Raw genomic sequence first — 22,682 nt, 5'->3', positions numbered from 1 at the left:
GAGCTAAATTTTACTGACAACAAATAGTTACCGTCACTATGCAATATAATATCCCTACGTTGCTCACTCTCTTTCGTGTTGTACTCATTCCGTTCTTTGTGCTGGCGTTTTACCTGCCGGTCGTCTGGGCACCGTTCGCCTGCGCATTGATCTTCCTTATCGCAGCGGTAACTGACTGGTTTGATGGCTATCTGGCGCGCCGCTGGAACCAGAGCACCCGTTTCGGCGCCTTTCTCGATCCGGTAGCGGATAAAGTGATGGTCGCGATCGCGATGGTGCTGGTGGCTGAGCACTATCATACCTGGTGGGTGACGCTGCCCGCCGCAACTATGATTGGCCGTGAGATCATCATCTCTGCGCTGCGTGAGTGGATGGCGGAGCTGGGGAAACGCAGCAGCGTGGCGGTATCCTGGATTGGTAAAGTGAAAACGACGGCGCAGATGGCGGCGCTGGTGTGGATGCTCTGGCGTCCGAACGCCTGGGTTGAGTGGGCGGGGATTGGCCTCCTGTGGGTGGCGGCAGTGCTGACGCTGTGGTCAATGCTGCAATATTTGAACGCTGCGCGCGGGGATTTGCTTGATCAGTGATCGTTTCGCCGTAATTTTCAGCAAACAATCCAGACAAGCAAAAAATAACGTTGACTCATCACGTCATATCAGTAGAATGCAACGCATCGAACGGCGGCACAGCAAGCCGGACGATAATGAAATCAAGTGGTTAGCAGTTAACTTGATAACATGCGGGAATAGCTCAGTTGGTAGAGCACGACCTTGCCAAGGTCGGGGTCGCGAGTTCGAGTCTCGTTTCCCGCTCCAGATTAAAGACATGCGCAATAGCGGGTGTCAGTTAGAAAAGTTTTACGGCGCGTTAGCAAAGCGGTTATGTAGCGGATTGCAAATCCGTCTAGTCCGGTTCGACTCCGGAACGCGCCTCCACTTTCTTCCCGAGCCCGGATGGTGGAATCGGTAGACACAAGGGATTTAAAATCCCTCGGCGTTCGCGCTGTGTGGGTTCAAGTCCCACTCCGGGTACCATGGGAAACAAAGAATAATCAAAGCAATAAGCAGTGTCGTGAAACCACCGAAAGGTGGTTTTTTTGTGCCTGAAATCCACTTTCTTGCATCATTGTTATTATTCAGTTATTCAGTTATTCAGTTATTCAGTTATCCAGAGCGAAGGTGTATTTGTCGGCGATACGACAGGGATTCGCGAAGATGCATTGCATCAGTACCCCTGTCATATCGCCGATATCATTCTGCGCTCAGGTTGTCAGAAATATTCACGCTTGCCACGGACTGAACTTTCCATGCGCCATTTTCTTTGACCATGCAGTCAATCACGGTGTGATCCCGCTTTTTGCCGAATGATATATACACCTGCATGCATGCGGCATCGTAATCTAATGCCCGCGCACTGACGATGCCCCAGTCATCATCATATCCCTGGGCCTTTATGAACATATCGACGTCAGGCACGTCATATTCATCCGGATCCAGCTTATCCATGGCTTTGAGTTTGCTGATTGTTTCGCGGGTAACGTATCGGCTCAGCGCTTCATAGTTTTTTATTGGCTCTTTCCCGCTAAGAATCTGCGAGATGTACCACTTATTAAACTGAAGGGCGGCGGATGCCTCAGGGGGTAGCTTCTGTGCAGCTGATACGAGAGTGGGCAGAAGCAGGGCAGCAAGAATTATTTTTTTCATGTTAGTCATGCCTGTATATTGCATACGCTGGCTGTACTTCCCGGTATTCTTTTCCCGGATACATTGTTCGCTGAACAAAATCAGAGTACCAGACGCCGTTCCCGCCATAGATGCATGCATGGCCATAGGGGTGATGGGCTGTAGGCTGGATCACTGCCACGTCACCCTCAACAGGCTCGCCGTAAATCTGATGGAAGCCAGCCAAAATCAAATTGCTTTTCATATCCTTAGCATAATGTGTGTTCTGCAGATTAGCACCGCCAGCGCGAATGGCTTTTGAAACAAATTCTGCACATCTTTTCTGGCTATGCTCGCCCGCATGCTGGCGGGCGTAAACTGCGGCTTTGTGGGCACTCCACATAATTTAATCCCTTATAGACTTAATGGTTAACAAGGAAACATTACGCCTGTAAGTTGCAGTTTTTTGTAAATAAGGGTGATCGGAATTAAACCACTATCTGTTTGGATAATGGTGTTTGGTTAATCCATACGGCATCTTTATGCCCGCTATCGCGGGCGTTTTAATATCCGCCCAAATACGCCTTCCTCACCTCCTGATTCCCCAGCAATTCCTCCCCGCTGCCGCTCAACCGGATCTGCCCGTTAACCATCACATATCCGCGGTCGGAAAGCTTCAACGCATGGTGCGCATTCTGCTCCACCAGAAAAATGGTCATGCCGTTGCGGGCCAGCTCGCGCAGCGTCTGGAAGATCTGCTTTACCACTATCGGCGCTAAGCCCAGGCTCGGTTCATCCAGCAGCAGCAGTCTGGGACGACTCATCAGCGCCCGGGCGATCGCCAGCATCTGCTGCTCCCCGCCGGACATGGTCATCGCGCGCTGCTTGCGCCTCTCCTTGAGGCGAGGGAACAGGTCGAACATGGTTTGCATATCTTCAGCCGCAAACCGATTGCCGATGGGGATGGTTCCCATCAGCAGGTTCTCTTCGACGGTCATATCCGGGAAGACACGCCGGCCTTCAGGCGCCTGCGCAATGCCGCCGGAGGCGACGTAGTGGGTGGATTGATGGCTAATGTCGTCACCACTGAACAGAATCTGCCCGCTCCGGATGCGCGGCTGGCCAAAGATAGACATCAGCAGTGTCGATTTACCCGCGCCGTTCGCGCCAATCAGCGCCACGGTCTCACCTTTATTGACCTCCAGGGAGACCTGCTTCAGCGCCTGAATGGCACCGTAGAACACATCCACCTTGCGAAATGCCAGCAGCGGTTCGGTCATAGGGACACCTCGCTTTCGTCCGTACCCAGGTAGGCAGCAATCACCTTTTCATCATGCTGGATCTGTTCGGGTTTCCCTCTGGCAATGACATCGCCGTGGTCGAGCACGATAATGTCGTCCGAAATCTCCATCACCATCCCCATATCATGTTCAATCAGTAAGACCGTGATGTCATGACGATCGCGCAGGAAACGAATAATGCTGCTCAGCTTATGCGTTTCGACCGGGTTAAGCCCGGCGGCGGGCTCATCCAGACAGATCATCTCGGGCCCGGTACACATTGCCCGCGCGATCTCCAGACGCCGCTGCTGCCCGTACGACATCTCTCCCGCCAGGCGATTGGCGCACTCCACCAGGTCCACCACCTCCAGCCAGTAGAAGGCCCTGTCCAGGGCATCGCTTTCTGCCCGCCGATATGCCGGCGTGTTTAAGATCCCGGCGAGCAGATTGCGGTTAACGCGCATATGCTGCGCGACCAGCAGGTTTTCCACGACAGACATCTCGCGAAAAAGGCGGATGTTCTGAAAGGTGCGCGCCAGCCCGGCGCGGTTCACCAGGTGCGTTCCGCCAAACATTTTGTAGAACAGGCGCTGCCCGAACTGCGCGGGGTTAATCCAGTCGCCCGGCTGGAATTTTTGTCCGAGGACCTGAATAACGTTGGTCGTTTTAGTGCGGGTAGAAAATAAAATATTGCCGCCGGAGGCCTTATAGAAACCCGTCAGGCAGTTAAACACGGTTGTTTTTCCCGCTCCGTTTGGCCCGATAAGGGCGGTAATGGAGCCGCGCTGCACGTCCAGATTTACATCGTTAAGCGCCTTAATCCCACCGAAGTGCATCATCAGATGTTCCACGCGCAATATCGTCCCGTTCATGGCGCCACGCCCTTACGCACGGCAAACCCGCTGCGGTTAATGCGGATCAGGCCGCGTGGACGCCAGATCATCATCACCACCATCAGCATGCCAAACAGCAGGACGCGGTACTCCGCAAAACTGCGCAGCAACTCCGGCGTTACCGTCAGCACGAAGGCGGCCAGCACCACGCCAAGGGTAGAGCCCATGCCGCCCAGCACCACGATGGCGAGGATCAGCGCGGATTCAAAGAATGTAAAGGAGGTCGGATTCACAAACCCCTGATAGGTTGCGAAGAACACCCCGGCAATCCCCGCGGTCGACGCGCCCAGCGTAAAGGCGGAGAGCTTCACCAGGACGTGATTCAACCCCATCGAGCGGCAGGCAATTTCGTCTTCTCGCAGGGCTTCCCACGCCCGGCCAATCGGCATCCGCGTCAGGCGGTGTTTGACGTAGAGCACCAGCATCACCACCAGGAACAGTACGGTATAGATAAAGATAAACTTCATGTTCGGGTTGTAGGTCAGGTGGAAAAACTCGTGAAAAGGCACGCCGCCTTCTTTCGCGCGTCGTCCAAATTCCAGGCCGAAAAAAGTGGGGGGAGGGGCTGAAACGCCGTTTGGCCCCCCCGTGAAGGTCAGCCAGTTGTTCAGGATCAGGCGAATGATCTCCCCGAACCCGAGGGTGACGATCGCCAGATAGTCGCCGTGCATGCGCAGTACCGGGAAACCGAGCAGGGCACCGGCGGCGGCGGCCATGATTGCCGCCAGCGGCAGCATGCTCCAGAAGCCTAACCCCAGATACTGGTATCCCAGCGCCAGACCGTACGCGCCAATCGCGTAGAAGGCGACGTACCCCAGGTCCAGTAGGCCGGCCAGCCCCACGACGATGTTCAGCCCCAGACCGAGAAGCACGTAGATCAGCCCGAGAATGGCGACGGTCAGTACATACTTGGTGGCGACAAACGGGAAGCAAACCGCAAGCGCAATCACCAGAGGAATAATCCAGCGCATGCGGCTTTTGTAGTCCGGAGACCTAACATAGACGCCCGCGTTATCGGCTTCGAAGCGCGCCTGGAAACGAGCGCCCGCGGCGGTACCCAAAAAAGCGCTCAAGAGAAAACGCCCCAGCATTACAATGCCGACCATCCAGGCCAGCCGTTGTCCGGCAAAGTTAAAGCTGTACCCGTCCAGCACCACGCCAGCAATCGGGCCGAAGATAATCAGCGCAATCAGCCCGGAAAAAATCGCGTCCAGAACGCAGCGCTTTAGAGAAAAACCGTGCGATGTCATCATTCTCTTCCTCACACTTTGGCCACAACCGGGCGCCCGAGCAGACCCTGGGGCCGGAAAATCAGGATCATGACCAGCAGGCCAAACGAGAAGACATCTTTATAGTCCGAGTTCACCATGCCCGAGAACTGGGCTTCCGCGACGCCCAGGATTAGGCCACCGAGCATGGCGCCGGGCAGGGAACCGATACCGCCGAGCACCGCCGCCGTAAAGGCCTTAATGCCAATCACAAACCCGACGTAGAAATCAAAGGTGCCGTAATTCATGGTGATGAGCACGCCCGCCAGGGCGGCCATCGCCGCGCCGATAACAAAGACCAGGGAGATAATCCGGTCGGTGTTGATCCCCAGAATAGAGGCCATTTTGCGATCCTGCTGTACCGCGCGGCACATCCGCCCCAGCCGGGTATGGTTGATTATCCACGTAAGCACCAGCATGCCGGCAAACGAGGCGAGCAGAATAAACACTTTGGTGTAGGTTATCTGCACGAACCCGTCGCCAAGATGCAGTCGAATCACGCCGTCGAGCATGGTCGGCACCCCTTGCTGGCGCGGGCCCTGGCTCAGCTGGGCGTAGTTTTGCAGGATAAGCGACATCCCGATGGCGGAGATAAGCGGCGCCAGGCGCGTGGAGTTGCGCAGCGGCCTGTAGGCGATACGCTCGATAGTCCAGCCGTACACGCCAGTTACCGCGATGGTGAACACCAGCGTACCCAGAATCAGCAGGGGGAAGGACTCAAGCCCGAAGAAAGAGAGCAGCGCCAGACCAATAGCGCAGAGATAGGCGGAAATCATATACACTTCGCCGTGGGCGAAATTGATCATCCCGATAATGCCGTACACCATGGTGTAGCCGATGGCGATCAGGCCGTAGACGGAGCCCAGCGTTAAGCCATTGACTAACTGCTGCAGGAAGAATGTACTCATCTTAGCGCGCTCGTTTTATAGGCTGCGCGAGGCGCGCAGCCTGATGTTTATTACGCGCCGACGGGCAAGCCCGCCGACGTTGAGCGTGATTCCGTCCCGTTACTGCACTTCCTTATATTTTCCCTTGTCGTCCCACTGGTAAACCACGTAGTCAGACACTTTCAGGTCGCCTTTGCTGTCCCAGGCTTTTTTGCCCATCACCGTGTCGACGGAATTGGCTTTCAGCCACTCGCTGGCTTTCGCGGAATCCTTGCCGCCGGTGGCCTTGAAAGCTGCGGCAATGGCCTGTACGGAGGCATAGGAGTAGAGGGTATAACCTTCCGGCTCGAATTTACCGGCGCGGAATTTGTCGATAACCGCTTTACCGTCCGGGATCAGGCGCGGATCTTTACCAAAGGTCATGTAAATGCCGTTGGTATATTGCGGGCCGCCCGCTGCCGTCACCATCTCTTCGTTGACAATGCAGTCGCCGGAGAAGAATTTCGCCTGCACCCCCTGTTCACGCATCTGGCGAACCAGCGGGCCAGCTTCCGGGTGACAGCCACCGAAGAACACCACGTCCGGTTTTTGCGCGCCGATCTTCGTCACCAGCGCGTTAAAGTCTTTTTCACCGCGGGATAAACCTTCATACATCACATCCTTGACCCCGCGCTTCGCCAGCGCCGCTTTGGTGGCGTCTGCCAGCCCTTGTCCATAGGTGTCTTTATCGTGAATGATGACCACGCGTTTGGCTTTCAGCTTGTCGATAATGAAGTCGCTGGCGACCTGACCCTGCTGGTCGTCGCGGCCACACATGCGGAACATGTCGCTCATGCCGCGTTCGGTGATCTGCGGGTTAGTTGAGCCGGGAGTAATCGCGATGATGCCCGCGTCGCTATACACCTCGGAGGCGGGCATGGTGGAAGAGGAGCAGAAATGGCCGACCACGGCGTTGACCTTATCCTGGTCGACTAAGCGGTTGGCGACGGCCACCGCCTGCTTAGGCTCGCAGGCGTCATCCCCCTGAACCAGCTTGATCTTCTCACCGTTAATACCGCCTGCGGCGTTAATGTCTTCGGCGGCCTGCGTTGCGCCGTGCCAGTACTGATCGCCGTAGGTGGCATTAGGGCCCGTGAACGGTCCGGCGACACCGATCACGATATCTGCCCGGGCGGAAAATGCCGTTACCAGACAACCGGCCAGCACAAGAGAAACAGGCGTTTTGATAAATTTCAGCGACATTATTATGTTCCTTAGCAAAGAGGTTTTTGCACCACGGCGTAAGCCTGAACGCCCAGGGCGCAGCCAATCCAAAAACACGAGCAAGAACAAAATGCACTAAACGAACGGCATCCTGCGTGATACGGCGAGGTTTCCATGCGCAGCGTCGCGCGAAGAACAGCAAGCAAAAACGTTGCCAGAATGGTTAACCCCTTGACGGGGTTATGACATGTTTGAGTATAGAGCGCCGCGTTATCCCGCCCTGCGCCAGGAGAAGAATTTACAGCGGAGATCACACATCGTTAACAATAAAGCCCATAAGTTGTGCAACGGTCACGATTTGCACACTTTTGCAGCAATAAAGACCTAAACTTCAGCCAGGGCAGGCGTGCGATCTGTGGTAGGATCCTTTCCTTTTTTATCAGGAGTGTCCGCGATGACGGAAGGTCCATTAAATGAAAGCGAAATGGCGTGGCTGGAAGAGACATTAATGTCTTACGGTCATGACGATGCGTCCGTGATTGACGTGTCCGAACTGGACGGCATGCTTACTGCAGTGCTTTCCGGCCCTGTTGTCGTTGAGCCAGATGCCTGGCTGGTGGCGGTGTGGGGCGGGGAGAAGTACATCCCTCGCTGGAAAAACGATCGCGAGATGAACCGTTTTATCGATCTCTGCTTTAAGCATATGAACGACATTGCCGAGCGCCTGAGCGAATACCCGGATCAGTTTGAGCCGCTGTTCGGCTATAACGACGTTGACGGTGAGAGTTACACCGTGTTCGAAGAGTGGTGCTATGGCTATATGCGCGGCGTGGCGCTGACGGACTGGTCAGCCTTGCCGGAAACCCTGAAGGCCGATCTCGACGTGATTGCCCTGCACGGAACGGAAGAGAACAGCGAGAAGCTGGATGAACTGTCCGAAGAGGAGTATATCGCCAGCATCGAGAGCATCCAGCCTGCGGCCCTGCGCTTATACAACTACTGGGTGGAGAACCCGCAGCAGCCGGAAGCGAAGAAGCCTGTCGTGAACGGCACGAAGGTGGGGCGTAACGATCCGTGTCCTTGCGGCAGCGGGAAGAAGTTTAAGAGCTGCTGCCTGCACTGATAAAAAAAGGGGCTGATGATAGCCCCTTTTATCTTTAACCCACTTCCGGCAGCATCCCGGCGGCAATCAACACCTGCACCAGAATAATCATTACCCCGCAGCCAAACACAACGCACAGCAGCGGTTTTCCCCCCGCGACGCGATATCCTTGCTGAGGATGCTGCTGACGGCTTTTCCACGCCAGCAGAGAAGGGAGCAGCAGGGCCAGGACAGAGAGCGCCACCCCCGCGTAGCCCAGCGCCATCACAAACCCGCGAGGGTAAAACAGCGCAAACGCCAGCGGCGGCAGGAAGGTAATGGCTCCGGTCTGTAACCGTCCGGCGGCAGTATTGCGACGCTGGAACAGGTCGGCCAGGTAATCGAACAGGCCGAGCGCTACGCCCAGGAACGAGGTCGCGAGCGCCAGGTCGGCAAACAGGTGAACCGCCAGCTCCACGTGCGGCGAGGTGACCACCTCGCGTAGCGACAACAGAAAACCGTTCAGGCCAGCGTGCTGCGCCATCAGCCCGACGAAGGTTGAAGAGTCAATGCTACCCAGCGTCACCAGCTGCCAGAAAATGTAGGCGATCAGCGGAATGGCGCTGCCGATAACAAACACACGACGCAGCTTGCGGACATCGCCGTGCATATAGCTGACGATGCTCGGCACGCTGCCGTGGAAGCCAAACGAGGTGAAAATGACCGGGATGGCGGAAAGCGCCAGCCCTTGCTCCAGCGGCAGCGTCAGCAGGTTCACCTTGTGCACGTGCGGTGCCAGCAGCGCCAGCATGACAACCAGAAACAGAATTTTGGCGCTGAAGAGAAAACGGTTAAAGAGATCGACCAGCGATGTGCCCACGCAGACCACGCCGCCGCCAATAAGCGCAAAGAAGATGGCCCCCGTTGCAGGGGTAATGTCAGAGCCAAACCAGTCGTTGACGCTGGAGGCGATAAGCTCTCCGGCACCGCTGATATACGCGGCCGTGAGGGCGTACATCAGGAACATCATGCTAAAGCCGGTGATCCACTGGCCGTAGCGTCCCAGATAGCGCGCCGCCAGCGAACCCAGCCCGGTATCGGCGGGCACATGCTGGTAAACCTCAAGCAGCAGCAGTGCGGTATAGCACATTAATGCCCAGAGCGTGCCAAGCAGCAGCAGGGTCATCCCAAATCCCACTCCCGCGGCAGCCAGAGGCATTGCCAGCATTCCTGCGCCAATCGTCGTTCCGGCGACGATAAAAATACTTCCCAGGGTTCTGTTCTTCACGCTTTCCTCTACAACGACGCTTAACCGCAACAAAATCTGCGGCGCAGAGTAAGGCAAAAGCGGTAATTCGTCAAACCACCGTTACAAGACGTGTAATGAAAAGTTTACGTATTGCGCTACTGCCCATCCTGAGTGGGGCGACGGTCAGGCGTGACGTAAATAAGGCGTATGGGGAATAAAATGCGTGTTTTAATGCAGGGGAAAGGTAAATTAACGCGGCGCCGGAAACCGGCACCGCGCTGATATTAATTCTGCGTATCGAGAGTCGACAGTTCTTTATCAATAAAGTAAAGTCCTTCGCCGGATTTACCCACCAGGGATAATTTATCCAGCACGGATTTAAACAGCTTCTCTTCTTCGTGTTGTTCCGCAACGTACCACTGCAGGAAATTAAAGGTTGGATAATCTTGGCCGATCATTGCCGCATGAACCAGTTCGTTAATTTTCTGGGTGATCAGCTGTTCGTGCTCGTAGGTGGCGCGGAACAGTTCGTCGAGAGAATTATATTCAGCAAAAGGCGATGCCACGTTCTCGATGCGCGGCAGGCTGCCCGTATCGGTCAGATAATCAAACAGGCGCTGCATGTGGGTCATCTCTTCCTGGGCGTGACGACGCAGAAACGCGGCCGCACCTTCAAAGCTGTGATAGCTGCACCAGGCGCTCATCTGCTGGTAGAGAAGGGATGAATAGAGCTCAAGGTTCATTTGCGCATTGAGCTTGTCGATCATTTCAGTTTTCAGCATGGTGGCGCTCCGGATTATTATTACGGGTTCATAATGAGCGACACTATAATTTGTTATTTAATTATTTGCAAAACGTAAAATTAAATATTTGTTCGTTTAAAATACGAATGGGAATAAAACGCATTGGCGATATTTATTTTTATTAATGCGAATTATTTTTGTTCTTAGTTAAATAAAGCGCCAGCAAACGCTGGCAGCTTTGATTAATACCAGGGATTATTTGCCTTAGGGTTAACGGCATACCCCATGCACTTATACTGGATAGTAACGCTCTCGTTCAGGCACAAAGAGCCGCTTGTCAGGGTACAGGTTTTGACCGGTTGCCCGTAGGCAGAGGCGGTGGCATAGCCCATGTTCTGACAGGCTTTTACCGCGGTACCGTTATTAACATATTCATCGGACCAGGCGTTTTGCAGCACGGCCTGGCCATAGTCGAGGCGGACAATGCCGTTCGGCGCGTCGAGGCTGCTGATTTCCGCCTGGCGTTTAACGCTGCATCCCGCGAGCAGCAGGACTGTAGCGACTACGATGGCTCTTTTCATGGTTCGCTCTGAGTGGATGGAAATACGTTATCGTACCCGCAGATGCCCGCTGCAATGCCAGGAATAGCCGGACGATCTACCCTCACTCTTTGCAACGGACGGCGTAGATCCTCCCCTTCACAAAATTGTGAGCGTGCATTGGATTTTTAAAACTCTATTTCATTTACTTTGAAAGTCTGTTTATTTGATGCCAGAATGAACGGGAACAGGTATCCATGGCGGGGAGCGCCCGCAGCGCATTCTGGAGAGACACGATGAAAATTGCACTGATGATGGAAAACAGCCAGGCGGCTAAAAACCCAGTCATATTAAAAGAGCTGAAAACGGTAGCCGATGAAAAAGGGTTCCCGGTTTACAACGTGGGTATGAGCGACGAAAACGATCATCACCTGACCTACATCCACCTGGGTATTATGGCGAGCATTTTGCTGAATGCGAAAGCGGTGGATTTTGTGGTCACCGGTTGCGGCACCGGGCAGGGGGCGCTGATGTCGTTAAACATCCACCCCGGCGTGATTTGCGGCTACTGCATCGATCCCGCAGACGCGTTTCTCTTCGCGCAAATCAATAACGGCAATGCGCTCTCTCTGCCTTTTGCCAAAGGGTTTGGCTGGGGAGCGGAGCTAAACGTTCGCTTTATCTTTGAAAAGGCGTTTACCGGACGAAAAGGGGAAGGTTATCCTCCAGAGCGTAAAGAGCCACAGGTGCGTAACGCCGGTATTCTGAACCAGGTAAAAGCGGCCGTGGTAAAAGATAACTATCTTGACTCGCTGCGCGCCATCGATCCTGAGCTGGTGAAGACCGCTGTTTCCGGCCCGCGTTTCCAGCAGTGCTTCTTTGAAAATTGCCAGGATAAGGCGATCGAGGATTTTGTTCGCAGTATCGTGGGTTAATGCGCACTGCGCAGTTTAAATTGTGATATGCGTCACAAAAATATTGATTTTTGTGACGATGGTCATATTATAGGCACATTGACAATAAAGTTGTATAACAAGTTAATGGAGCATCACAATGAAACTGCGCAAAATCCTGAAAAGTATGTGGGCCAATTACTGCCGCACTTTTAAAGACGTGCCGCCTGGCGCCATGTTCTGATAAAAAAAACCTGCTTCGGCGGGTTTTTTTGTGTCCTGCGGCAATGAAGGGCAGATGTCACGGGCCACGTTTTGATACTATGGCGGCCTTTGAATAAGGAGAAACCCCCATGTCACAAAACCTGAGCGCCGATCAGGAACTGGTCTCTGACGTTGTCGCCTGTCAGCTGGTTATCAAGCAAATTCTTGATGTTCTGGACGTTATTGCACCGGTTGAAGTGCGCGAAAAGATGTCCACGCAGCTGAAAAACATCGATTTTGCCAGCCATCCCGCGGCTGCCGACCCGGTGACGCTTCGCGCGATCCAGAAAGCCATCGCGCTGATTGAACTGCGCTTTACGCCGCAGAGCGAGTCTCATTAAAACGCGAACGGGCGACCGCGCGTGTCGCCCGTTGAAAACGTTAAAAGAAGGTCTGGACCAGCAGGTAGCTCGCCGCGCAGGCGCAGCTCACGCCAATTAGCCCCGGCAGAATAAAGCTGTGGTTAATGATGAATTTGCCGATGCGGGTTGTTCCCGAGCGGTCAAAGCCGATGCAGGCTAAATCACTCGGGTAAGTCGGCAGAACAAAATAGCCGTAGGACGCCGGGAAGAAGGCGATCAGCATTTTTGGATCGATGCCCAGCATCAATCCCATCGGCGCCACGGCCGTCAGGGCCGCCGCCTGGCTGTTTACCAGCTTCGACACCAGGAAAAGCACGATGGCATACGTCCACGGATGGCTTTTCACCACCCCTTCCAGCGCCAGCTTTAACTCATCGAGATGCGCCTGGAAAAAGGTATCGCTCATCCACGCCACCCCGAACACCGAGAAGATCGCCACCATACCGGCCTTGAATACCGCACCGTTTGAGATGGCTGAGGCATTGACCTTGCAGGCCATCAGCATCACGGCACCGGCGATGAGCATCATCATCTGAATGACGAGGTTCATCGACAGGGCCGTCATTTTACCTTTCAGCTCGAAGGCCGGGCGCAGTTCGGGGAAAGCCCCGAGCAGGACTACCACCGCAATACCGGCAAAGAAAATCCATGTCGACCAGTAGGCCTGCTTCGGAAAACGCTGGTTCATTAACGTCTCCGTGCCGCCATAGATAAACTCACGCTGTTTGGGATCTTTCAGTTTCTCCTGAAACTCCCCGTCGTCAGCCAAATCTTTCCCCCGACGTAAACTCCACAGGGCCGCGATCGCGACGCCGAAAAGCGAAGCGGGAACCGATACGGCGAGGATTTCCAGGATCCCCCAGGCGTGCCCAATCCCATGCTGTGCGGCCAGAATGGAGACCAGCGACACAACGGCGACGGAAACCGGAGACGCGGTGATCGCCATCTGGGATGCCACCGATGCCACCGCCATTGGGCGTTCCGGGCGGATCCCTTTTTTCAGGGCGATATCCGCAATGATGGGGAACATGGTGTAGACCACGTGCCCGGTGCCGCACAGAAAGGTCAGCATCCAGGTGGTAAAAGGGGCGAGAAGCGTAATGTGCTGCGGGTGTTTGCGCAGCAGGCGTTCAGCAAACTGCATCATGACGTTGAGGCCACCCGCGGTCTGCAGGGTAGCGGCACAGCCTATCACCGCGAGAATGGTTAACATGACGTCAACCGGAGGCTTGCCGGGCTGGAGCCCAAAGACAAAACACAAAATAAAAAGGCCAATACCGCTGATTAACCCAAGCCCCATGCCGCCGAAACGTGTTCCCGTCAGCAGGCAGAGGAGAATGACAACAAACTCAATGGTGATCATGCTTTTCCCTCGTCAATGATTATGTAATTAAATAAATCATTACATTTTGTAAGGTTAATCATTGAGAGCGAGATCTGATTTGTTAAATTTCAGCAAAAGCAGAGGGTTGGGGAAATAAGAAGGAACCTGCCCCCCCTGAACCAGGGCAAAGGCAGGTTAAACGCTTAGTGGTGCTGCACCGTCACAAGATCGAGCAGGTGGCGGTCGGCTTGCTCCGGGCGTAAACCGGCCTGGCGCGCATTGTGGATCTCATCCGCCAGCGTTTTCAGCAGCATACCGTCCTGCTGCTGTTCTTTATCCATATCGCGTAAAAATTTAAGAGTGATGATGTCATGCTGTGCTCTGGCTTCATCGGCCAGCTTGTTGAGCGTCGTACAGCGCTGCTCATGCTCTTCCAGCGTTTTCTGGAACAGTTCTTCCAGAGAAGAGTAATTTTCGTTGATCCCATCAAGGGCTTTAACAACCGGGTTAGCCCCCGCGGCCTTCAGGAAGTTAAAGACGCGCATCATATGGGTGACGTTGCTTTGTGCCTGTGAACGAAAGAACGTGGCAGAGCCCGTGAGACTTTTTTCAGAACACCATGCACTTAGGTGAAGGTGCAGGTTCGAGGCGTAGAACTCAAGGTTCATCTGCGCGTTAAGTTTTTGCATCATCGTTTGGGTAGCCATACTCATATCCTTATAGACTGTGGGACGTGATGTCCGCTGCTTAACCTGACAGCCAGGCAAATACGAAGAAAAACAGAATTGCAATTTTTGCAGTGACTAAAATCGATCGAAAATTCACTTCCTGTGTTCGATATAAATAAGCATACCTTTGTCTCAGGATTAAGAAAACTCTTAATTAGGCTGTGTTTACCATACATTACAAAGTTTAATATAGTACAAAAATACAAATATATAGCCACCAAATGAAATTTTATTAAGCTGTTGATATTAAAGGCTAAGTGTCTTTGGAGGGATACTGATTTACTTTCGTGAACATTTAGCCGGAATAATGCTCTGTAAGAAAAATAAATACAGATTATTCATTTCAAATATATGATGCGTTGCTGAATTTGCGCTAAGTCAATTTTAACGGAATAACGCCTTTTCATGATGCGTTCGTTTTTTTGATAAAAAGCATGGATCCCCGTCAGGGGAGAGCCGCAGCGACATCCGCCGTAAGGCATCAGGGATTTCTTAGCTAATCTTATGGATAATTCTGCTTACCCTGCTTTCATTTGTCAGACAATTCCTGCCTTTTTTATGTCATTTTTCGCTGAATTTATGTACGCAATTACTGTAATTCTGCGGTGTGATGGGGCTCTCTTATGGATGATTAATTTCCCGCTAAAACTATCACCAGCAATAACGCTTATGACGAGGTAAGCGCTAATGCCTTGTTTTAAGTCCGATTAAATAAGAAGCACGCAAATCTTCCCTACAGAAAAGAATGCTAAAGCTGGAGTTTACCATGCACAAATTTACTAAAGCGCTGGCGGCCATCGGTCTGGCTGCCGTTATGTCACAATCCGCTATCGCTGAGAATTTAAAACTCGGTTTTTTGGTAAAACAGCCGGAAGAACCCTGGTTCCAGACCGAATGGAAATACGCTGATAAAGCCGGAAAAGATTTAGGTTTTGAAGTGATTAAAATCGCCGTGCCGGACGGTGAAAAAACCCTGAACGCCATCGACAGCCTGGCGGCCAGCGGCGCGAAAGGCTTTGTTATCTGCACTCCGGATCCAAAACTCGGATCGGCAATTGCGGCGAAAGCCCGCGGTTACGACATGAAGGTTATTGCGGTTGACGATCAGTTCGTTAACGCCAAAGGCAAACCGATGGACAGCGTTCCGCTGGTCATGATGGCGGCGACCAAAATCGGTGAACGTCAGGGGCAGGAGCTTTATAAAGAGATGCAGAAACGCGGCTGGGATGTGAAAGAGACCGCCGTCATGGCCATCACCGCAGACGAGCTGGACACGGCGCGTCGTCGTACGACCGGTTCAATGGACGCGCTGAAAGCGGCCGGCTTCCCTGAAAAACAGATCTATAAAGTGCCAACCAAATCCAACGACATCCCGGGCGCCTTTGACGCGGCGAACTCTATGCTGGTCCAGCACCCGGAAGTGAAGCACTGGCTGGTGGTCGGCATGAACGACAACACCGTGCTGGGTGGCGTGCGCGCGACGGAAGGTCAGGGCTTCAAGGCGCCTGACGTTATCGGGATCGGCATCAACGGCGTGGATGCGGTGAGCGAGCTGTCCAAAGCGCAGGCCACCGGCTTCTACGGCTCTCTGCTGCCAAGCCCGGACGTTCACGGCTACAAATCCAGCGAAATGCTCTACAACTGGGTCACCAAAGGGGCTGAACCGCCGAAATTTACCGAAGTGACCGACGTGGTGCTGATTACCCGCGACAACTTCAAAGAGGAACTGGCGAAAAAGGGACTGGGCGGTAAGTAATACGCTGTGATTGTGCCCCTTACTCGCCGTAAGGGGCCAGACGTACACACTACAGGAATCACGGAGTCGTTATGCAACAGTCTAATCCGTATCTCTCTTTTCGCGGCATCGGGAAAACGTTTCCCGGTGTTAACGCGCTGACCGATATCAGCTTCGACTGCTATGCCGGCCAGGTTCATGCCCTGATGGGGGAAAACGGAGCGGGGAAATCCACGCTGCTAAAAATCCTCAGCGGCAACTACGCGCCAACAACCGGCACGCTGGCCATTCGCGGTGAAGAGGTGGCTTTTGCCGATACCACGGCGGCGCTCAACGCCGGGGTCGCCATTATCTATCAGGAACTGCACCTCATCCCTGAGATGACCGTGGCCGAAAATATCTATTTAGGCCAGCTTCCGCACAAAAGCGGCGTGGTGAATCGTTCGCTACTTAATTATGAAGCGGGGCTGCAGCTTAAGCATCTTGGTCTGGACGTCGATCCCCAGACCCCGCTGAAATACCTCTCCATCGGCCAGTGGCAGATGGTTGAAATTGCCAAGGCGCTGGCGCGTAACGCCAGGGTTATTGCCTTTGATGAACCCACCAGTTCGCTCTCCGCGCGTGAAATCGAAAACCTGTTCCGCGTGATCCGCGAGCTGCGGCAGGAAGGCCGCACCATTTTGTACGTGTCGCACCGCATGGAGGAGATATTTGCCCTGAGCGATGCCATCACCGTATTTAAGGATGGGCGCTATGTGCGCACCTTTACCGATATGCAGCAGGTTAACCATGATCAGCTTGTTCAGGCGATGGTCGGGCGCGATCTGGGCGATATCTATCACTGGAAACCGCGCGAGTACGGCCCCGAGCGCCTGCGTCTGGACAACGTCAAAGCGCCGGGCGTGCGAACGCCGGTTTCGTTATCCGTACGCAGCGGTGAGATCGTCGGTCTGTTTGGCCTTGTTGGGGCGGGGCGCAGCGAGCTGATGAAAGGGCTGTTCGGCGGTACACGCATTACCGCAGGGCAGGTCTCCATTGACGGCGAGCAGGTGGATATCCAGAAACCCGCCCACGCAATCAGGGCCGGGATGATGCTCTGCCCGGAAGACCGCAAGGCGGAGGGGATCATTCCGGTGCATTCGGTGCGCGACAACATCAACATTTCCGCCCGGCGTAAATTTATCCGCGCGGGTTGCCTGATTAACGACGGCTGGGAGTCGAGCAACGCCGACCATCATATTCGCTCGCTGAATATCAAAACGCCGGGACCGGAACAGCTGATTATGAATCTGTCAGGAGGAAACCAGCAGAAGGCCATTTTAGGCCGCTGGCTGTCGGAGGATATGAAGGTCATTTTGCTGGACGAGCCGACGCGCGGTATCGATGTGGGCGCAAAACACGAGATTTACAACGTGATATATGAACTGGCAAAACGCGGCGTGGCGGTGCTGTTCGCCTCCAGCGATCTGCCTGAGGTGCTTGGCGTTGCTGACCGCATTGTAGTGATGCGCGAAGGCGAAATCGCCGGTGAATTACTTCATGAACAGGCGAATGAACAACAGGCGTTGAACCTCGCCATGCCTAAAGTCAGCCAGGCTGTCGCCTGAGTAAGGAGTTAATGATGTCCTCTGTTACTACATCCGGAGCGCCGAAGTCGGCTTTTAGTTTTGGACGTATCTGGGATCAGTACGGCATGCTGGTGGTCTTTGCCGCACTCTTCATCGCCTGTGCAATCTTCGTCCCTAATTTTGCCACCTTCATTAATATGAAAGGGCTGGGACTGGCGATTTCCATGTCCGGCATGGTGGCCTGCGGCATGCTCTTCTGTCTGGCCTCCGGTGATTTCGACCTGTCGGTGGCCTCGGTTATCGCCTGCGCGGGCGTCACCACGGCGGTGGTGATCAACATGACGGAAAGCCTGTGGATTGGCGTTTTTGCCGGTCTGTTGCTCGGCGTGATCAGCGGTCTGGTGAACGGTTTTGTTATCGCACGCCTGAAGATTAATGCCCTGATTACCACGCTTGCAACGATGCAGATAGTCCGCGGTCTGGCCTATATCATCTCCGACGGTAAAGCGGTAGGGATTGAAGACGAGCGCTTCTTTACGCTGGGCTACGCCAACTGGCTGGGCCTGCCTGCGCCTATCTGGCTCACCGTGGCCTGCCTGATCCTGTTCGGCTTCCTGCTGAACCGCACCACCTTTGGCCGTAATACGCTGGCGATCGGCGGCAATGAAGAAGCGGCTCGTCTGGCAGGGGTGCCGGTTGTACGCACCAAGATTATTATCTTCGTGCTCTCCGGGCTGGTCTCCGCCGCGGCGGGGATTATTCTGGCGTCGCGTATGACCAGCGGCCAGCCAATGACTTCTATCGGTTATGAGCTGATCGTCATCTCGGCGTGCGTTTTAGGGGGCGTTTCCCTTAAAGGAGGCATCGGAAAAATCTCATATGTGGTGGCCGGTATCCTGATTTTGGGCACGGTGGAAAACGCCATGAACCTGTTGAATATTTCGCCGTTCTCTCAGTACGTCGTGCGCGGCCTGATCCTGCTGGCAGCCGTGATTTTCGACCGTTACAAGCAAAAAGCGAAGCGTACCGTGTAACCCCAGCGCTGACTTTTTATTGCTCAACTAATAACCATAGTTGACCTCTGAACCGCCTCGCCAGTTTTGCTGGCGGGGCGGTTGTCAAATGGCGAGGCCCATCACACTGTCTATACTTACATGGCTATGAAAGAGGTAAAGGCGTTTACCTCTCGTAAACCGTAAGGAGGATTAGGGTGGCTGACTTGTTAACCGCACCGCCTGTACTGCCCGGAAAATATGCTTTCTTTTTTGACCTCGACGGGACGCTCGCCGGGATCCAGCCGCATCCTGACGACGTGGTCGTACCGGATACGGTGCTAGAGAATTTGCAGCAGCTCTCTCGATTGAACGAGGGCGCATTGGCATTGATTTCAGGGCGCTCAATGGCCGAGCTGGACGTGCTCGCCAGTCCTTACCACTTTCCGCTGGCCGGTGTACACGGAGCGGAGCGCCGCGATATCCATGATCAACTGCATGTTGTATCACTCCCCGATACCTTAATTCAGGCGTTACATACTGAACTCTCCTCGGCGCTGGCGTCGCTCCCGGGCACGGAACTGGAAGCGAAAGGCATGGCGTTCGCCTTGCACTATCGGCAGGCTCCGCATCACGAAGCGGCGATCTTTGCGATTGCCCGCAGCGTGGCCGATGCACATCCGCAGCTCGCGCTGCAGCCGGGGAAGTGCGTCGTTGAGATAAAACCTGAGGGCATCAATAAGGGAGCCGCTATTGCGGCGTTTATGGCGGAACCGCCATTTAAGGGACGTACACCGGTATTTTTTGGCGATGACCTGACCGATGAGGCCGGTTTTCGCGTGGTGAAACAGGCCGGAGGGATCGCCGTCAAGGTAGGGCCTGGTGACACTGTCGCAGAGTGGCGTCTGGCGAATGTCGAGGCCGTCTGGCAGTGGATTTCTGATATCGCTAACCAGCAACAACAACAAATAGCGCAAAACAAAGGGGGAAACCATTATGGGTCGCTTAGTCGTCGTCTCTAACCGAATTGCACCGCCTGATGATAAAAAAGCCAGTGCAGGTGGCCTGGCGGTAGGGGTATTAGGTGCCTTAAAAGCTGCTGGCGGGCTGTGGTTTGGCTGGAGCGGTGAAATCAATGAACAAGAGAAACCGCTTAAAAAGGTAACGCGCGGGAACATTACGTGGGCATCATTTGCGCTCAAAGAGAAAGACTATGACGAGTATTACTCGCAGTTCTCCAACGCGGTCCTGTGGCCTGCGTTTCACTATCGTCTTGACCTGGTGAAATTTCAGCGTGAATCCTTCGAGGGCTACTCGCGGGTGAATGCGCTGCTGGCGGATAAACTGCTGCCTTTAATTGAGGAAGACGATATTTTATGGATCCACGATTATCATCTGCTCCCCTTCGCCAGAGAGCTGCGTAAAAGGGGAGTCAATAACCGAATTGGCTTCTTCCTGCACATTCCGTTCCCGACGCCGGAAATTTTCACCGCGCTGCCGCCGCATGAAGAACTGCTGGAGGCGCTGTGTGATTATGACCTGCTGGGCTTCCAGACCGAAAATGACCGTCTCGCGTTCCTGGACTCCGTGTCAGGCAAAACGCGCCTGGTAACCAACGGCGGCAAAACCCATACGGCGTGGGGCAAAACCTTCCACACCGAGGTCTATCCGATTGGTATTGAACCCGACGAAATTGCGGAACAGGCCTCGGGCCCGCTGCCGCCGAAGCTGGCCCAGCTTAAGAATGAACTCAAGCACGTGAAGAATATCTTCTCGGTAGAGCGTCTGGATTATTCCAAAGGGTTGCCGGAACGCTTCCTGGCGTATGAAACGCTGCTGGATAAATACCCTCAGCACCACGGTAAAATCCGCTATACCCAGATCGCGCCAACGTCGCGCGGGGAAGTGCAGGCCTATCAGGATATTCGTCATCAGCTGGAGACCGAAGCGGGGCGCATCAACGGGCGCTACGGCCAACTGGGCTGGACGCCGCTCTTTTATCTGAATCAGCATTTTGACCGTAAGATCCTGATGAAGGTCTTCCGCTACGCCGACGTTGGCCTGGTTACGCCGCTGCGCGACGGGATGAACCTGGTGGCAAAAGAGTACGTGGCGGCTCAGGACCCGGCGGATCCGGGCGTGCTGGTGCTTTCCCAGTTTGCAGGGGCAGCGAACGAACTGACCTCAGCGCTGCTCGTTAACCCTTACGATCGGGATGATGTGGCAAATGCCCTCAATCGCGCGCTGACCATGCCGCTGACGGAGCGAATTTCCCGCCATGCCGAAATGATGGAGACGATCCGGAATAACGATATAAATCACTGGCAGGCGCGTTTTATTCAGGATCTACGCGAAATAGCCCCGCAAAGTCACGAAGGCGATCTGCAAAAAAAGATCGCGACCTTCCCTAAACTCGCCTGATATTCCTCTGGGGGGGTTAAGCCCCCCCAAGCGGCACTAACAGCACGTCAACCTGGCTTGAGGCGATAATAGATTTTGCCGCGCAGGTAGCCCTCGATATAAAGCTGTGGTTATGGTTCCCGCAAATCACTAAATCAATATTCTGCTTGCGGCACATATCAAGAATATGGGCATTCAGTTCCCCCGTCGCAATAACGGTTTGATCAATGGGGTACTCTGCTTTTTCGACAAGCTCTCGCAGAAACTGCTGCGTTTCCTCCTGCAAAACCTCACGAATATCTTCCAGCATCGGGGCCGCCAGTTGATTGTACATCTCGGGCTCGGCCGCGAGGGTAATGAGGCTGATGCGCGCATTATGCGGCCGGGCGATGGATACGGCCCGGGCGACAAGCTGGTGGCTTTCGGGGGAAACGGCAACAGAAACAAGAAGATGGGAGTAACTCATGGCGCACTCCTTAGATGCCTGACAGACAGCGTTTCATCACCATTACCGCGAATTTCCTGGTTTCGCAAGACTTGAAAACGACATTAGTGTGAAGCTTATCATAATTATTCATTAATTATTCTTATAAGAAGAATAACTGATAAATGCGCCTAAATGAAAAAAATTAACAACTTAACGTAAGTCACACAAATCCTCGCTTTCACTATTGAATCGTTCTAACAAGTTATAAACGCATTTCGAATGGTCACGCAATGAAACAATTTTTTTGCCAGAAATGCATAACTGTATGTTTTATCGAAGTAATCAAAATGTGTCCCTGACGCATGCGCGATGTAAACGATTGCTGATACCGCACGCACGGGTAAAAGCACATTGCGTGCCACTTATTCTCACGCGTATGCATGAGTATTCGTCGATTAAGAATACAAAATAGTGCTGATTGCTTAAAAAATGAGCAAATTAGAAGTCATACTGATGGATTTATGGGTAACATTCACTTAAATTGTGTGACGTGGATCACATTTTTTTTAAATTTGAGGGTGGCTGCATTGTATGTGTCAAATCTGGCGAGTAGAGTTTGCGTCGAATTAGGAAAAATCTTAGTTATTTGTAAGAAATGATAAAACCTGTAAGAGATGTAACCGCGTTGCATCCCTTACGCGTTTGGATGAATACAAACCTAGATTCAACTATGCATTTAGCCTTTTCTTTTTTATACCGGGTGATTTCCCGGCGACATCACGGGGTGCGGTCTTTCCGCATAAAAATAATAGTTGGTTATTCGGGATGGGAACAATGCATACATCCGAGTTGCTAAAACATATCTATGACATCAATTTGTCATATTTACTGCTCGCGCAGCGTTTAATTAGTCAGGACAAAGCGTCCGCGATGTTTCGTCTGGGTATTAACGAAGAAATGGCAACCATGCTGGGTGGATTAACCCTCCCGCAGATGGTAAAACTGGCGGAAACGAATCAACTGGTGTGCCAGTTCCGTTTTGATAATCCGCAGACGATAACGCGTCTGACGCAGGAATCCCGCGTGGACGATCTGCAACAGATCCATACCGGTATCCTGCTCTCCACTCGCTTGCTTAGCGACATCAGTCAACCTGATGACGCAGCCCGTAAGAAAAGGGCCTAG

General features: G+C 53.5%; 24 protein-coding genes and 3 tRNA genes. 14 read left to right on the top strand and 13 right to left on the bottom strand.

Annotated elements, in window-relative coordinates:
- Nucleotides 1-38: 38 nt before the first annotated feature.
- The 4 genes from pgsA to IM273_RS12975 all read left to right on the top strand — a co-directional run bounded on the left by pgsA (nt 39) and on the right by IM273_RS12975 (nt 1,034).
- Complete coding sequence (gene pgsA, locus IM273_RS12990; protein WP_008500348.1) at nt 39-587, top strand: CDP-diacylglycerol--glycerol-3-phosphate 3-phosphatidyltransferase; 549 nt, start codon at nt 39-41, stop codon at nt 585-587.
- Nucleotides 588-739: 152 nt separating this feature from the next.
- Nucleotides 740-815, top strand: a tRNA-Gly gene (locus IM273_RS12985).
- A gap of 46 nt (nt 816-861) precedes the next feature.
- Nucleotides 862-935, top strand: a tRNA-Cys gene (locus IM273_RS12980).
- Between the two features lie 12 nt (nt 936-947).
- Nucleotides 948-1,034, top strand: a tRNA-Leu gene (locus tag IM273_RS12975).
- Nucleotides 1,035-1,250: 216 nt separating this feature from the next.
- Here the strand turns inward: IM273_RS12975 and IM273_RS12970 are convergent.
- The 7 genes from IM273_RS12970 to IM273_RS12940 form a co-directional block, all read right to left on the bottom strand.
- Complete coding sequence (locus tag IM273_RS12970; protein WP_028013673.1) at nt 1,251-1,703, bottom strand: DUF3828 domain-containing protein; 453 nt, start codon at nt 1,701-1,703, stop codon at nt 1,251-1,253.
- A 1-nt stretch (nt 1,704) separates the two neighbouring features.
- A complete protein-coding gene (locus IM273_RS12965; protein WP_100170076.1) occupies nt 1,705-2,064 on the bottom strand; it encodes a CHAP domain-containing protein in 360 nt (119 codons plus the stop codon).
- Nucleotides 2,065-2,224: 160 nt separating this feature from the next.
- Nucleotides 2,225-2,941 carry an ABC transporter ATP-binding protein gene (locus tag IM273_RS12960; RefSeq protein ID WP_045631541.1) on the bottom strand — a complete coding sequence of 239 codons (717 nt, stop codon included), beginning with the start codon at nt 2,939-2,941 and terminating at the stop codon, nt 2,225-2,227.
- Complete coding sequence (locus tag IM273_RS12955; protein WP_048956507.1) at nt 2,938-3,813, bottom strand: ATP-binding cassette domain-containing protein; 876 nt, start codon at nt 3,811-3,813, stop codon at nt 2,938-2,940. The genes IM273_RS12960 and IM273_RS12955 overlap by 4 nt, the downstream gene beginning before the upstream one ends.
- Nucleotides 3,810-5,084, bottom strand: a complete 1,275-nt coding sequence (gene livM / locus IM273_RS12950) for a high-affinity branched-chain amino acid ABC transporter permease LivM (protein WP_047367831.1) — start codon at nt 5,082-5,084, stop codon at nt 3,810-3,812. Before livM ends, IM273_RS12955 begins: the two co-directional genes overlap by 4 nt.
- 11 nt (nt 5,085-5,095) lie before the next feature.
- Nucleotides 5,096-6,010 (bottom strand): branched-chain amino acid ABC transporter permease LivH, encoded by a 915-nt coding sequence (locus tag IM273_RS12945; RefSeq protein WP_193051457.1) that lies wholly within the window; start codon nt 6,008-6,010, stop codon nt 5,096-5,098.
- Nucleotides 6,011-6,109: 99 nt separating this feature from the next.
- Complete coding sequence (locus tag IM273_RS12940) at nt 6,110-7,231, bottom strand: branched-chain amino acid ABC transporter substrate-binding protein (RefSeq protein ID WP_028013667.1); 1,122 nt, start codon at nt 7,229-7,231, stop codon at nt 6,110-6,112.
- Nucleotides 7,232-7,646: 415 nt separating this feature from the next.
- Between IM273_RS12940 and IM273_RS12935 the strand changes: the two genes are divergently transcribed.
- Nucleotides 7,647-8,315 (top strand): YecA family protein, encoded by a 669-nt coding sequence (locus tag IM273_RS12935; protein ID WP_193051459.1) that lies wholly within the window; start codon nt 7,647-7,649, stop codon nt 8,313-8,315.
- A 34-nt stretch (nt 8,316-8,349) separates the two neighbouring features.
- Here IM273_RS12935 and tyrP read toward each other — a convergent pair whose 3' ends face one another.
- The 3 genes from tyrP to yecR form a co-directional block, all read right to left on the bottom strand.
- Entirely contained in the window at nt 8,350-9,561 is a 1,212-nt protein-coding gene (gene tyrP / locus IM273_RS12930; RefSeq protein WP_193051461.1) for a tyrosine transporter TyrP, read from the bottom strand.
- A 245-nt stretch (nt 9,562-9,806) separates the two neighbouring features.
- Nucleotides 9,807-10,304 (bottom strand): non-heme ferritin, encoded by a 498-nt coding sequence (ftnA, locus tag IM273_RS12925; protein ID WP_028013664.1) that lies wholly within the window; start codon nt 10,302-10,304, stop codon nt 9,807-9,809.
- A 203-nt stretch (nt 10,305-10,507) separates the two neighbouring features.
- Entirely contained in the window at nt 10,508-10,846 is a 339-nt protein-coding gene (gene yecR / locus IM273_RS12920) for a YecR family lipoprotein (protein ID WP_069733035.1), read from the bottom strand.
- A gap of 254 nt (nt 10,847-11,100) precedes the next feature.
- Between yecR and IM273_RS12915 the strand changes: the two genes are divergently transcribed.
- The 3 genes from IM273_RS12915 to IM273_RS12905 all read left to right on the top strand — a co-directional run bounded on the left by IM273_RS12915 (nt 11,101) and on the right by IM273_RS12905 (nt 12,302).
- On the top strand, nt 11,101-11,739 hold the full coding sequence (locus IM273_RS12915; RefSeq protein ID WP_028013662.1) for an RpiB/LacA/LacB family sugar-phosphate isomerase: 639 nt from the start codon (nt 11,101-11,103) through the stop codon (nt 11,737-11,739).
- Between the two features lie 118 nt (nt 11,740-11,857).
- Nucleotides 11,858-11,941, top strand: coding sequence for a stress response protein AzuC (gene azuC / locus IM273_RS12910; RefSeq protein WP_014884364.1), 84 nt, complete (start codon nt 11,858-11,860; stop codon nt 11,939-11,941).
- 109 nt (nt 11,942-12,050) lie between these two features.
- Nucleotides 12,051-12,302 (top strand): DUF2766 family protein, encoded by a 252-nt coding sequence (locus IM273_RS12905; RefSeq protein ID WP_028018595.1) that lies wholly within the window; start codon nt 12,051-12,053, stop codon nt 12,300-12,302.
- Nucleotides 12,303-12,342: 40 nt separating this feature from the next.
- Here IM273_RS12905 and IM273_RS12900 read toward each other — a convergent pair whose 3' ends face one another.
- Nucleotides 12,343-13,686 carry an anaerobic C4-dicarboxylate transporter gene (locus IM273_RS12900; RefSeq protein ID WP_028013661.1) on the bottom strand — a complete coding sequence of 448 codons (1,344 nt, stop codon included), beginning with the start codon at nt 13,684-13,686 and terminating at the stop codon, nt 12,343-12,345.
- A gap of 164 nt (nt 13,687-13,850) precedes the next feature.
- Nucleotides 13,851-14,354: a non-heme ferritin-like protein gene (locus IM273_RS12895; RefSeq protein WP_028013660.1), complete on the bottom strand. Its 504-nt coding sequence runs from the start codon at nt 14,352-14,354 to the stop codon at nt 13,851-13,853.
- A 787-nt stretch (nt 14,355-15,141) separates the two neighbouring features.
- On the opposite strand from IM273_RS12895, the gene araF reads away from it, so the two are divergent.
- The 5 genes from araF to otsA all read left to right on the top strand — a co-directional run bounded on the left by araF (nt 15,142) and on the right by otsA (nt 21,091).
- Nucleotides 15,142-16,131, top strand: coding sequence for an arabinose ABC transporter substrate-binding protein AraF (gene araF / locus IM273_RS12890; protein ID WP_193051463.1), 990 nt, complete (start codon nt 15,142-15,144; stop codon nt 16,129-16,131).
- A gap of 71 nt (nt 16,132-16,202) precedes the next feature.
- A complete protein-coding gene (gene araG, locus IM273_RS12885; RefSeq protein WP_028013659.1) occupies nt 16,203-17,717 on the top strand; it encodes an L-arabinose ABC transporter ATP-binding protein AraG in 1,515 nt (504 codons plus the stop codon).
- 14 nt (nt 17,718-17,731) lie between these two features.
- Complete coding sequence (gene araH, locus IM273_RS12880; RefSeq protein ID WP_032644894.1) at nt 17,732-18,712, top strand: arabinose ABC transporter permease AraH; 981 nt, start codon at nt 17,732-17,734, stop codon at nt 18,710-18,712.
- A gap of 176 nt (nt 18,713-18,888) precedes the next feature.
- The gene (otsB, locus tag IM273_RS12875) at nt 18,889-19,692 is read left to right on the top strand and encodes a trehalose-phosphatase (protein WP_028013657.1); all 804 of its coding nucleotides are present in this window, start codon (nt 18,889-18,891) and stop codon (nt 19,690-19,692) included.
- On the top strand, nt 19,667-21,091 hold the full coding sequence (otsA, locus tag IM273_RS12870; RefSeq protein ID WP_028013656.1) for an alpha,alpha-trehalose-phosphate synthase: 1,425 nt from the start codon (nt 19,667-19,669) through the stop codon (nt 21,089-21,091). The genes otsB and otsA overlap by 26 nt, the downstream gene beginning before the upstream one ends.
- Nucleotides 21,092-21,107: 16 nt before the next feature.
- On the opposite strand, the gene uspC is transcribed toward otsA, so the two are convergent.
- A complete protein-coding gene (gene uspC / locus IM273_RS12865; RefSeq protein WP_028013655.1) occupies nt 21,108-21,536 on the bottom strand; it encodes a universal stress protein UspC in 429 nt (142 codons plus the stop codon).
- A 795-nt stretch (nt 21,537-22,331) separates the two neighbouring features.
- Here uspC and flhD point away from each other — a divergent pair.
- A complete protein-coding gene (gene flhD, locus IM273_RS12860) occupies nt 22,332-22,682 on the top strand; it encodes a flagellar transcriptional regulator FlhD (protein WP_028013654.1) in 351 nt (116 codons plus the stop codon).

It is taken from the genome of Enterobacter cloacae complex sp. P13B, assembly GCF_014895915.1.
GTDB classification, from domain to species: Bacteria; Pseudomonadota; Gammaproteobacteria; order Enterobacterales; family Enterobacteriaceae; genus Enterobacter; species Enterobacter bugandensis.
This window is presented reverse-complemented; position numbering and strand designations above follow the sequence as displayed.